Source organism: Mesorhizobium sp. M2A.F.Ca.ET.042.01.1.1, assembly GCF_003997405.1.
In the GTDB taxonomy this organism is placed as follows: Bacteria; Pseudomonadota; Alphaproteobacteria; order Rhizobiales; family Rhizobiaceae; genus Mesorhizobium.
Map to the genome: position 1 here is coordinate 1 of NZ_RZRX01000213.1, position 11,325 is coordinate 11,325.

Annotated in this window: 9 protein-coding genes, 1 pseudogene and 1 riboswitch; of the genes and pseudogenes, 5 read left to right on the top strand and 5 right to left on the bottom strand. The window is 65.4% G+C overall.

Going from position 1 to position 11,325, the window contains the following annotated elements; genetic code table 11:
• Positions 1-138: 138 nt before the first annotated feature.
• Positions 139-2,079 (top strand): caspase family protein, encoded by a 1,941-nt coding sequence (locus tag EOA23_RS25860; protein WP_245474350.1) that lies wholly within the window; start codon positions 139-141, stop codon positions 2,077-2,079.
• A 117-nt stretch (positions 2,080-2,196) separates the two neighbouring features.
• Here the strand turns inward: EOA23_RS25860 and EOA23_RS25865 are convergent, their stop codons facing one another.
• The 4 genes from EOA23_RS25865 to thiB all read right to left on the bottom strand — a co-directional run bounded on the left by EOA23_RS25865 (position 2,197) and on the right by thiB (position 7,450).
• A complete protein-coding gene (locus tag EOA23_RS25865) occupies positions 2,197-3,663 on the bottom strand; it encodes a M48 family metalloprotease (RefSeq protein WP_127306232.1) in 1,467 nt (488 codons plus the stop codon).
• A gap of 151 nt (positions 3,664-3,814) precedes the next feature.
• Positions 3,815-4,603: a thiamine ABC transporter ATP-binding protein gene (gene thiQ, locus EOA23_RS25870; RefSeq protein ID WP_127306233.1), complete on the bottom strand. Its 789-nt coding sequence runs from the start codon at positions 4,601-4,603 to the stop codon at positions 3,815-3,817.
• Positions 4,600-6,216, bottom strand: a complete 1,617-nt coding sequence (gene thiP / locus EOA23_RS25875) for a thiamine/thiamine pyrophosphate ABC transporter permease (protein WP_127306234.1) — start codon at positions 6,214-6,216, stop codon at positions 4,600-4,602. Before thiP ends, thiQ begins: the two co-directional genes overlap by 4 nt.
• 223 nt (positions 6,217-6,439) lie before the next feature.
• Positions 6,440-7,450 carry a thiamine ABC transporter substrate binding subunit gene (gene thiB, locus EOA23_RS25885; protein ID WP_127306235.1) on the bottom strand — a complete coding sequence of 337 codons (1,011 nt, stop codon included), beginning with the start codon at positions 7,448-7,450 and terminating at the stop codon, positions 6,440-6,442.
• A gap of 43 nt (positions 7,451-7,493) precedes the next feature.
• Positions 7,494-7,599, bottom strand: a riboswitch (TPP riboswitch).
• Between the two features lie 130 nt (positions 7,600-7,729).
• On the opposite strand from thiB, the gene EOA23_RS25890 reads away from it, so the two are divergent.
• The 4 genes from EOA23_RS25890 to EOA23_RS25905 all read left to right on the top strand — a co-directional run bounded on the left by EOA23_RS25890 (position 7,730) and on the right by EOA23_RS25905 (position 10,802).
• The gene (locus EOA23_RS25890) at positions 7,730-8,374 is read left to right on the top strand and encodes a thiamine diphosphokinase (protein WP_127306236.1); all 645 of its coding nucleotides are present in this window, start codon (positions 7,730-7,732) and stop codon (positions 8,372-8,374) included.
• 10 nt (positions 8,375-8,384) lie between these two features.
• Positions 8,385-10,199, top strand: a complete 1,815-nt coding sequence (locus tag EOA23_RS25895; protein WP_127306237.1) for an ABC-F family ATP-binding cassette domain-containing protein — start codon at positions 8,385-8,387, stop codon at positions 10,197-10,199.
• Between the two features lie 61 nt (positions 10,200-10,260).
• Positions 10,261-10,503 carry a type II toxin-antitoxin system CcdA family antitoxin gene (locus EOA23_RS25900; protein WP_042637270.1) on the top strand — a complete coding sequence of 81 codons (243 nt, stop codon included), beginning with the start codon at positions 10,261-10,263 and terminating at the stop codon, positions 10,501-10,503.
• Positions 10,503-10,802 (top strand): CcdB family protein, encoded by a 300-nt coding sequence (locus tag EOA23_RS25905; protein WP_127306238.1) that lies wholly within the window; start codon positions 10,503-10,505, stop codon positions 10,800-10,802. The genes EOA23_RS25900 and EOA23_RS25905 overlap by 1 nt, the downstream gene beginning before the upstream one ends.
• A 60-nt stretch (positions 10,803-10,862) precedes the next feature.
• On the opposite strand, the pseudogene EOA23_RS25910 reads toward EOA23_RS25905, so the two are convergent.
• Positions 10,863-11,325 (bottom strand): annotated as a pseudogene (locus EOA23_RS25910) (hypothetical protein); the annotation flags it as partial.

Below are 11,325 nucleotides of genomic sequence, written 5' to 3' on the forward strand. Positions count from 1 at the left end.
ATATATCGCCAACGGCGTAATTCTCCTTCGATAATACTCCTTGGATTGTGAGGTCTTTAACAGACCATTGCATCGCAATTGGCCTCTTGAAGCCTCCAGATCACAACGGATGGGGGATTTGCCATGTTGCGATGCTGCATGCTCCTTGCGACCTTGGTTCTCGTCGCTTTCACGACGCTGGACGCCCGTGCCGACCGAAGGGTCGCCTTTGTCGTCGGCAATTCCGCGTACCAGACAATCCCAGCCCTCAAGAACCCTGACAAGGACGCCGAGGACGTTTCGAGCACCTTCCGGCAAGCCGGCTTCGAGGTGTTCGCGGCCAAGGACCTCACCAGGCTCCAGTTCGAAGAGAAGTTCCGCAACTATCTCGCTGCCGCCGACGGCGCCGATCTTGCCGTCGTCTATTATTCCGGCCACGGCTTTCAGGTCGGCGGAGAGAATTTCCTGATCCCGGTCGATGCATCGCTCAAGGATGCGGCCGACATGGAGGTCCAGGCCATCAAGGTCGATGACATATTGCGGCAACTGCGCTCGAGATCGAAGGTTCAGATGATCATCCTCGATGCCTGCCGCAACGATCCTTTCCCGCGCAAGGATTATTGGCTGCGCGACCGGTTGATCGTCGCTGGCGACAGCGGACTTGCGCAGGTGACAGGTTCGCAGAACACGCTGATTGCTTTCGCCACCGAACCCGGCGCCGTAGCTTATGACGGCTCCGGCGACCTCAGCCCGTTTTCATCGGCCTTCTCGCGCCGCGCGCTGGCGCCGAACCAGGAGATACGCTCGGTCCTGGCCGCCGTGCGCCGCGACGTGGTCAAGGCGACCAACGGCAAGCAGGTTCCCTGGGAGAATTCGTCGCTGCTCGACGATGTGGTGCTGATGCGCGGCCCGGAGCAGCCAGCGCCATCGTCACCCGACGCACAGCAGGATCAGGAGATGGCGGAGCGCGGGATCCAGGTCGCCGCTGCCGCCGAAGCGATCGACAATCGCGGCATCAGTGTCCCGGTCGGCGTCGGCCCGGTTCCGCTGACGCTGGATTTCCCTGCCAAGGGCGCCGGGGTCAGCCTCAAGCTTGCGAGCTACCCGGCGACGGGGACGCTGTCCCTGCCCGATCGCGCGCTTTCGCCGCAATCGAGCCTGATGGCCGCCGAGATCGACAAATTGCGTTACGAGCCGCAGATCGGCTCGGCCGCTCCAGTCCAGGTCGGCTTCGAGATCCGCGTCGGCAACGCCGCGAAACAAGCCACGGTGAAACTGTCGCCGAACGTCGACCCCTGTGACCAGGCCGCCGGCGAGCCGCTCGACCTGCAGGGCGTCGTCTCGGGCCGCTTGCCGAACGAGATCGGCGGCAGCGCTGTCGAGGCCTGCGAGGCGGCGGTGAAATCCTATCCCGACATTGCGCGCTTCCGTTATGAGCTTGGGCGGGCGCTGCTGGCGTCGGGCAGGATCGAGGAAGCCAGGCAGGCGATCCAGGAGGCCGCGGACAAGGGGCACGTTCGCGCCGTTTACCAACTCGGCTACATCGCCGCGTCCGGAATGGGGGCGGCTCCGGATCTGACCAAAGCCAACAGCCTCTATGCGCAGGCTTCGGACAAGGGAGACCCCTATGCCATGACTACCCTGGGGCGCGCCTTGTTCGATGGTGTCGGCGTTCAGCGAGATGCCGGCAAGGGACTGGACCTTTTGCTCCAGGCGGCGGCCATGGGGCATGTCGATGCCATGAAGGATCTTGCAGTGATCTTCAAGGACGGCCGCAATGGCGTGCCGGCGGACGAGGCCCGGGCCTTGGCTTTCCTGAAAGCCGGCATTAACCGACAAGAGGCTTATTCGATGGCCATTCTCGGTCTCTCGCCCAAGCGAAGCGAGATGTCGGTCGCGGTGTGCAAGCCCAAGGTGGTGACGAAGGTGGTCACGAAGATAAAGGTGATCCGCACCCCCGCGCCAAAAGCCCCGCCGCCAGAGATTACCACGCCAAAGGCGCCTCTGGTGCCAATTGACCCAGTGCCTTGGCGCGGCAATGGCGGCGACAACGATCACTCGCCGCCCGGACGCGGCAGCGGCGACAGCAACAATGGTTGATGGCATCGGCGGTGGTGGCGGTGCCACCATCGCCGACCACCAATAAACCAGGCGCAAGCGGTAATGGACCGACCTGAAAGCGACCCCGGGCGATAGCGGTTTTCTGGCCGCTCTGGCCTACTTGTCGGTGACGATCTTGACCTTGTCGCCGGCCGATACGCTGGCGCCCGGCGACATGGCGTTGAGCACCCGGAAAAGGTCGAGCTTGCGGTCGACGCCGACCATCTGCGCGGCGAGCGAGCCCATGGTCTGGCCGGCCTGAACGGTGACGACACGGATGTGCAGCGGCTTCAGCGCCGCCTTCTCGGCCGGGGTGAGCACGCGGAAAGAGCCGCTGACCGAGCGCGCGACTGGATCCAGCGACGGGCTGGCCGAGGTCGCCGCCGTCAGCAGCCTGTAGACCTGCCCGCCGGCGCGGATCACCGCGATGTCGAACTGCCAGCCCTGAGCGTTCGCATGCGCCATCGCCGCCTCATTGCCGTTGATCGTCTCCTGGCGCACGCTGGCGTCTTCGAGCCCCGCCACCCAGCCACTGCGGATGTAATCGGTGAGCGACACCGACTTGTCGATCGCCACGCCGTCGAAGCGGATGGCGATGTCGCCCGGCCCGGTCGCGGTGACGGCGGCCGCCGAATTGTCGATGACGAAACCGTCCGGAACGGTGAAGGAGACCCCGAGATTGGGGTGCATGAAGGTCTGGCCGCGCACATAGCCCTCTTCCGGCGTGTCGCCGTAAAGCAGGCCGTCTATGCCGGCCAGAAATGCGTCGCGGTCGCGCGTGCCGACGCCGGGCGGGCCGAAATTGCGCGCAAGGCGCTGCGCCAGCTCGATGCGTTGCGGCGTGTTGGGGTGCGTCGCCAGGAAGTCGAGGCTGGCGTCGGTGGCGCCGCTAACCGAGCGGAAATCGGTATAGGCCGACATCGACTGCAGGAAGCGGCCAGCCGCGTAAGGATCGTAGCCCGCCTCGCCGATCGACTTGATGCCGATGGCGTCGGCCTGCAGTTCCTGGTTGCGCGAGAACTGCGCGAGCCTCAGCTTGCCGCGGATCAGCGCCGCCTTGGCGGTCGGGCTGTCGCCGAGCACATCGGAAACGACCTTGGTCGCCAACCCTTCCTCGGCCTCGAGCTGCTGCCGCTGCAGCCCGTGATTCGCCGTGACGTGGCCCATCTCATGGGCGATGACGGCGGCAAGCTCGGAAGAATCATTGGCCAGCGCTAAAAGGCCGCGCGTCACATAGAGATAGCCGCCCGGCAGCGCGAAGGCGTTGACGTTGGGCGAGTTGAGGATGGTGATGCGATAGGTCTGGGTCGGGTTGGCCGACACCACGGTCAGATTGCCGACGACCTTGGCCACCATGCGTTCCAGCTTCGGATCGGAATATTCGCCGCCATAGGTGGCGAGAATGCGCGGATGCTGCGCTTTCGCCATTTCGGCGAGTTTGGCGTTGGCGACGACATTGTCGACGGTGATCGGCTTGTCAGAGGGCTGGAAGCCGCTCTCCTGCACGTCCGGCGGCGTGAACATCTGACAACTCGCCAGCACGGCAACGCTTGCCAGCGCGAAAAATCGTGCAAGCGGCCTCATCCACACTTTCTCAGCGCCGGTCGACAGATCGGCTTCCTTTCGCAATCTTTCGGCAAATCACGGCCCGCCGGACCGCATGACTGGACCTAGCCACACTCCCCCGGACAAGGCAAGCAAACGCCGGATCACCCGTTACTGGTTTGGCCGCAAATTATGTCCGCTTCCGGGCAATGTGTTGTGATCCGGCAACGCTGCCGCCTCGATCGCCGATATAGCGCCGGAACGCATCCGGTCCAGACCGATCGAAGAAATCGTCAGCCGGCCCGGTGGCCGCGATCCTGCCCTCATCGAGAAATGCCACGTCCTGGCCGATGCGGCGCGCATCTTCCGGCTGATGGGTGACGAACAGCACCGTCATCTTGCGCTCGGCATGGATGCCGGCGAGAAGGTCGAGCATGTCCTCGCGCAGCGCCGGGCCGAGCGACGCGAAAGGTTCGTCGAGCAGCAATACGGGCCGGTCACGCAGCAGCACCCGCGCCAGCGCGACGCGCTGCCGCTCGCCGCCTGAGAGCTCGCGCGGCAGCCGCTTTTCCTTGCCGGCCAGGCCAACCCGCGCCAGCGCCTCGGCGACGGCGGCGCGATCGCCATCGCCGAGCTTCAGCGACGGCGAGCGGCCGAGCCCGACATTGGCCTCGACCGTAAGATGCGCGAACAGATTGTTTTCCTGGAACACCATCGACACCGGTCGCGCCGAGGGCGGCGTGGCGCCGATCTTGATGCCGCCGATCAGCACCTTGCCGCTATCGGGTATTTCGAAGCCGGCTATCAGATTGAGCAGCGTCGATTTGCCGGAGCCGCTCGGCCCCATGATGGCGGTGATCCTGCCCGCCGCGAACTCGGCATTGAAGCGGAAGGACGATTCGCCATAGCTGAACGACACGTCTTCGAGTGTGACGGTCAGCGCCTTCCCTGCCGCGATGCTGTTGTCCGTCGATGTCATGCCCTTGCTTCCCGACCCAGCCAATCGGCGACGACGACCAGCATCAGGCAAACCAGGCCGAGCAGCAAGGCGAGCCCCGCCGCGTCGGCGGTCCGGTAGCTGCCCATGCGCGCGAGCAGAAGATAGGGCAAGGTCTGCACGGAATCGCTGCCGAACAGCGCGATCACGCCGAGATCGCCGAGCGACAGCGCCATGGCAAAGGCGAAGCCGGTGGCCAAGGGCCGCCTGAGCGACGGCCAGTCGATCAGGCTGAGCCGGGTCCAGCCGGATATGCCGAGCGCCAGGCAAACCCGCTCATGGCGTTCGCTCGCCGCGTCATAGGCTGGGCGAATGGCACGGATGGCGAAGGGCATCGCCATCACCGCGTTGACGGCGACGACCATCACCGGCGCGACGGCAAAGACATCGGTGATGTTGCGCAGCGCCAGGAACCAGCCGGCACCAAGCACGATCGGCGGCACGACGAGCACGAAGCCGGCGCCGGTGTCGGCGGCATGCTCGAGCAGCGACATGGCGCTGCCGGCACGGCGACGCAAAGCCAATGCGCGCCGTGCCGCGATCAATGACAGCGACAGCGACACGCTGAGCAGCGCCGCGATCAAGGCAAGGCCGGCGCTGGTGAGCGTCGCGCGGCGCACCGCTTCCTCGCCCGCCAATCGGCCGAGATCGGCCTGAAGGCCCGAAACCACCGTCGCCGCCATCGGTCCGGCGACGAACAGCAGGGCGAGCGCGATGAGGCCGGCATTTAGAGCGCTCTCCATCCGGCCCGCCGAAAGATAGCGGCGCGGCGCCACCGGCAGATTGGCGTCGCCGACCGTGTTGGCGCCAAGCCGCGTGAGCGCTGCGACCACGACGAAGGTGAGCGCGATCTGCAGCAGCGTCAGCACCACCGCGCGGGCCGGATCGAAATCGAAGCGCAGAGCCTGGTAGATGGCGACCTCGAGCGTTGTCGCCGCTGGACCGCCGCCCAGCGTCAGCACGATGGTGAAGGACGTGATGCAGAGCATGAAGACCAGCCCGGCGACGCCCGGCATGGCCGCGCGCAGCACTGGCCATTCGAGCAGCCGGAAGGCCGGCCGGGCGCTCATGCCGAGCTGGCTCGCCAGCCGCCACTGGTCGGCGGGAATGGTGCCCAGCGCCTCGAGGAACAAGCGCGTCGCCAGAGGCAGGGTGAAGAAGACATGCGCGACCAGGATGCCGGAAAGGCCATAGATGCCGGGCCACTCTCCGCCGCCGAGCCCGGCGAAGACGCCGGCAAAGTACCCGGCGCGGCCGTAGAGCGCCAATATGCCTAGCGCGGCGACGATCGCGGGCAACGCCAGCGGGACGGTGAACAGCTGCAGAATCAGGCGGCGACCTGGGAAGTGCGGATGCCTTGAAAGCGCGCGCGCCACCAGGAGCGCCGGCGCGACCGAGAGCAGCGTCGAGAGGGCCGCCTGCCACAGCGTGAAGCGGGCGACGCGCAGGAGGTAGCCGTCGAAGGCGGCGGCAGCGCCGGAGAAGTCGTGCGCGCCTTCGAGGATGAGGCCAGCGAAGGCGCCGCCGATGAGCGCGGCGATGGCCGCCAGAGCGATGACGCCGGCGGAGACGCGGGAGTCACGCGCGGGGTGCACCCGGCACCATGCAGGCTTCAGCTAGGCAACGCCGCGTGCCTTCGCGCCCCCCCCTGTCCTGCCGGACATCTCCCCCTCTAGGGGGGAGATTGGCAGTGTCGACGCCCCGCTCGATCCTGCAACGTCGGAGATTGGCGAAAGCCGGCGTGACAGCCGATCTCCCCCCTTGAGGGGGAGATGTCCGGCAGGACAGAGAGGGGGGCCTTGGCGCAAGCATCGCAGCCTACTTGCTCATCACCGCCAGCCACTCATCCACCCAGGCCTTGCGGTTGGCCGCGACCTCCGCCGGGCTGAACAGCAGGGTCTTGGTCGGCTTGACCAGTTTGTCGAAGGCCGGGTTGAGCGGCTTGTCGGTCTTGCCGGCCGGGAACATCCAGTTGGTTTCCGGGATGACGTCCTGGAATTTCGGTCCGGTCATGAAGGCGATGAATTTTTGCGCCAGCGGGTTCTTGGCACCCGTCGTGGTGATGCCGGCGACCTCGATTTGCAGGTACTCGCCTTCCTCGAAGGACGCCGCCTGGTAACGTTCGGTGTTCTCGGCCACCATATGGTAGGCCGGCGAGGTGGTGTAGGAGAGCACCATCGGCGCCTCACCCTTGGTGAACAGGCCATAAGCCTCGCTCCAGCCCGGCGTCACGGTCAGCACTTTCGGCTTGAGCTTGGCCCAGGCCTCCGGCGCCTTGTCGCCATAGACGGACTTCACCCACAAGAGCAGCCCGAGGCCGGGCGTCGAGGTGCGCGGATCCTGGATGACGATCTTGTCGGTGCCGCTGCCTTCCACCAGGTCCTTGAGGCTCTTCGGCGGGACTTTTAGCTTCTGCGTGTCATAGACGACGGCGAAGTAGCCGTAGTCGAACGGCACGAAAGTGTCGTCGCTCCAGCCGCCCGGCACGTTGATGCCCGAGACGTCGCCATGCGGCGCGAACAGGCCGCTCGCCTTGGCGTCCGCGGTCAGGTTGGTGTCGAGGCCGAGCACGATGTCGGCCTTGGTGCCGGCGCCTTCCAGTTTGACGCGGTTGAGCAGGGCGACGCCGTCGGCCACCGAGACGAATTCGAGGTCGCAGCCGCACTCGGCTTCGAATTCCTTCTTCACCGCCGGGCCAGGCCCCCAATCGGCGGTGAAGCTTTCATAGGTGTAGACGGTGAGCTTGTCCTTCGCGGCGGCGGGCACAACGCCAGCCAGAAGCGATAAAAGACCGGTTGCGAGAATAAGCTTGGACAGTATCGCGCGCATCGGCGCCTCCTTCGTTCGAGTGACAAGGAATTGAGGCGCCGGATGGTCCGAAACGTCTAATCCCTCCGCCGGTACAAACCGGATCAGGTTCAGCGGGTTGGCTTGCTTGCCTCTCAGCCGGATAATGTCCGGCACCCCGTTAGAGCGCCTCGACAGATAGGCCCGGCCGAAGCGGCGCGCAAGCGGAAGTTTGCCGAGCAGCTAATGTTCCGGGGCAGGAACCGAAGCGCGACGCATCCGGCTTCCGTTTCACTTGGAGGGCTGGTAAGGGCGACGGCCATGGGCACATTCACCATCCTGCTGGGCGGCGAGCTTATCCGCACGCCCCGGCTCGAACGCCAGATCGCTGGTTCGCGCGTCATCGCCGCCGATGCCGGCATTGGCCATGCGCGCACGCTTGGTCTCATGCCGGAACTCTGGGTCGGCGATTTCGACTCGGTGCCGGCCAACCTGCCCGAAGATCTGGCCTCCGTCCCACGAAAAATCTTCCCGGCCGAGAAGGACATGACCGATGGCGAGCTCGCCATAGCGGAAGCGCTCCAGCGCGGCGCCACCAGCCTCGTGCTTGCTGGCGCCTTCGGCGGCAAACGCGCCGACCATGCCTCCCTGCATCTGGCGCTCGCCGTGCGGCTGGCAGAAGCGGGCACGACCGTGTTGCTGACGAGCGGCGCGCAGGAAGGCGTTCCCATCCTGCCTGGCAAAGCCAGTTTCGACTATGCGGACAGCACCCTGTTTTCGGTGCTCGGCTTCTCCGACCTGTTCGGCCTGACGGTTACCGGCGCCAAATGGCCGCTCGACCGCGTCGAGGTGACGTTCGGCTCCTCGCTCACTATATCAAACGAGGTCAAAGGGCAGCTTGGCATCGCATTGGAGCGCGGCCGGGCGCTGCTTCTGGCCCACCCCTATCCTCTTCCCGAAAGCTGACATTCCAGACATGGCGCCGCCACTTCTCAACCTCGACGGCATTAGACTGACCTTCGGCGGCACCCCGCTGCTCGACGGCGCGGCGCTCAGCGCATCCGCCGGCGAGAAGATTGCGCTGGTCGGTCGCAACGGCTCGGGTAAGTCGACCCTGCTCAAGATCGCCGCCGGCATGATCGAGCCGCAGGACGGCGAAGTGTTCCGCCAACCCTCGGCGACCGTTCGTTATCTGCCGCAGATGCCGGATATGGACGGCTTCGCTACCGTGCGCGCCTATGTCGAAGCCGGCCTCGGCCCGGCCGACGATCCGCATCGCGCCACCTATCTGATGGAGCATCTCGGCCTCACCGGAGAGGAGAAGCCGGGCGACCTCTCCGGCGGCGAGGCGCGGCGCGCCGCGCTTGCGCGCGTCATGGCGCCGGAGCCCGACATCCTTCTGCTCGACGAGCCCACCAACCATCTCGACCTTTCCGTGATCGAATGGCTGGAAGAGGAGCTTGCCCGCACCTCTTCGGCGGTGATCCTGATCTCGCACGACCGCCGCTTTCTCGAGCGCGTCACCCGCGCTACCGTCTGGCTCGATCGCGGCCAGACGCGGCGGCTGGACAAGGGCTTTGCCCATTTCGAGGAATGGCGCGACCAGGTGCTCGAGGAGGAAGAGCGGGAGCAGCACAAGCTCGGCCGCCAGATCGTGCGCGAGGAGCATTGGCTGCGCTATGGCGTGACCGCCAGGCGCAAGCGCAACATGCGCCGCCTCGGCGAATTGCAGACGATGCGCCAGCGTTTCCGCAGCCATCGCGGCGCCGAAGGCACCGCCACCATGGTGGCGAGCGACGCCGCCGAATCCGGCAAGCTGGTGATCGAGGCCAAGGGCATCGACAAGAGCTTTGGCGACCTTACCGTGGTCAAGGGTTTCTCGACCCGAATCCAGCGCGGCGACCGCGTCGGCCTGGTCGGCCCCAACGGAGCCGGCAAGACGACGCTTTTGAAGATGCTGACCGGCGAGCTCGCGCCGGATGCCGGCAGCGTGCGGCTCGGCGTCAACCTGGAGATCGCCACACTCGACCAGAAGCGCGAGGCCGTCGACCCGGCCGAGACCCTGGCGCATTACCTTACCGATGGGCGCGGCGAGAACCTGCTGGTCAATGGCGAGCAGCGCCACGTCGTCTCCTACATGAAGGATTTCCTGTTCAAGCCGGAGCAGGCGCGCACGCCGGTGCGCGAGCTTTCCGGCGGCGAGCGCGCGCGCCTTCTTCTGGCCCGCGTGCTGGCGCGCCCGGCGAATCTTCTGGTGCTCGACGAGCCGACCAACGACCTCGACATGGAGACGCTGGAGTTGCTGCAGGAGCTGGTCGCGGGCTTTGCCGGAACTGTCATCCTGGTCAGCCACGACCGCGATTTCCTCGACCGCACCGTCACCAGCGTGATCGCGCCGGAGGGCAACGGCCGCTGGATCGAATATGCCGGCGGCTATTCAGACATGCTGGCGCAGCGCGGCGGCTCGAAGCTGGAAGACCGCAAGGCCAGGTCTAAGGCCGAGACCGCCGAGGCTTCGCCGAAAGCCGAACAAGCCGCACCCAAAGGCCCGGCGAAAAAGCTCTCGTTCAAGCAGAAGTTCGCGCTGGATTCCCTGCCGAAGAAGATCGAAGCGGTGACAGCCTCGATCGCCAGGCTGGAGAACAACATCGCCGACCCCGCCTTCTACGAACGCGACCCCGTCTCGTTCCAGAAGACCATCGCCGCGCTCGACAAGGAGCGCACCACGCTCGCCGCGCTCGAGGAGGAGTGGCTCGAGCTGGAGATGCTGCGTGAGGAGATGGAGGGATAGCACCCCTCATTGCGCTGACGCACCGATGCGCATAAAGTATGCGCATGTCGAGGTGACTGTCATGCGCAAGATCGCAACGAACGCAAATCGCCAGCCAGCTAATCTGTCGATCGATTCGCAGCTCATGGCGGAAGCCAAGGGGCTCAACGTGAATGTATCGCGCGCTGCGGAGGCCGGCATATCGGAAGCGGTTGCTGCGGAAAAAACGCGGCTATGGAAGCTTGAGAACCGTGCGACGATGGACGCTTGGAACGACTATGTCGACAAGCACGGCATCCCACTCGCCGAACATCGGCAATTCTGATGGCGCGCTATGACGTCTTCGCCAGCGGCATCGAAGGCGGCTATCTGCTCGACGTTCAATCCGACCTGCTCGACCACTTCAAGACGCGGGTGGTCGTTCCACTTCTGCCACTGACCTCGGCGCCTTCGCCAATGCGCAAGCTGCATCCGGTCTTTGAGATCAACGGCCGGAAGATGGTGATGGCCACCCACCTCATTGCGACGGTGGCCGCAGCCGAACTCGGCGAAAATCGAACCAATCTCATGAGCCGCCACGACGATATCGTGGCGGCACTCGATATGCTCTTTCAAGGCTTTTAAGGCGCCTGCCTTACGCAATTCCGGACGGAAAACGGCTCACACTTTTCCTGGAGTTGCTCCTCACCCCGACGTCTTCGCCGCCCAGGCCTTCAGCGCCTCGTCGAACACTTTCTCGCCCGGAATGCCCTTTTCCATGGTGAGCAGAGCGCGGCGTCCAGTCTTGTAGACGACCGGCACGTCGATCCAGGACTGTCCCCGAAGCAGCGTCAGGTTGGCGTCCTCGTCGGCCTTGGTGTCATTGAGCGCGACGAGGAAGAAGCCGTCGGCGATCTTGGCCGGGATGCCGATCAGCGGGCTGCCGGCGTCCTGCTCCGAGCTCTTCATGGCGATGCGCAGGATGTTGTCGACGCCGCCGCCGTCAAACCCTTCCGGCGTCAGAAAAATCATCTCGATGATGTGGCTGGCCGGCAGGGTCTGGTCGGTGTTGCGCCGGATCGTCATGCGCAGCTGGATGTGCTTGCCGGGGATCGTCGCTTCAGCCCGGATCGCGGGCTCCGGCGGCAGGTCGCCGCCCGGCGATTCC

Coding starts and splice junctions, on each gene's coding strand:
- EOA23_RS25860 (WP_245474350.1), top strand. CDS start 139: ATGCTCCTTGCGACCTTGGTTCTCGTCGCTTTCACGACGCTGGACGCC.
- EOA23_RS25865 (WP_127306232.1), bottom strand. CDS start 3,663: ATGAGGCCGCTTGCACGATTTTTCGCGCTGGCAAGCGTTGCCGTGCTG.
- thiQ (WP_127306233.1), bottom strand. CDS start 4,603: ATGACATCGACGGACAACAGCATCGCGGCAGGGAAGGCGCTGACCGTC.
- thiB (WP_127306235.1), bottom strand. CDS start 7,450: ATGCGCGCGATACTGTCCAAGCTTATTCTCGCAACCGGTCTTTTATCG.
- EOA23_RS25890 (WP_127306236.1), top strand. CDS start 7,730: ATGGGCACATTCACCATCCTGCTGGGCGGCGAGCTTATCCGCACGCCC.
- EOA23_RS25895 (WP_127306237.1), top strand. CDS start 8,385: ATGGCGCCGCCACTTCTCAACCTCGACGGCATTAGACTGACCTTCGGC.
- EOA23_RS25900 (WP_042637270.1), top strand. CDS start 10,261: ATGCGCAAGATCGCAACGAACGCAAATCGCCAGCCAGCTAATCTGTCG.
- EOA23_RS25905 (WP_127306238.1), top strand. CDS start 10,503: ATGGCGCGCTATGACGTCTTCGCCAGCGGCATCGAAGGCGGCTATCTG.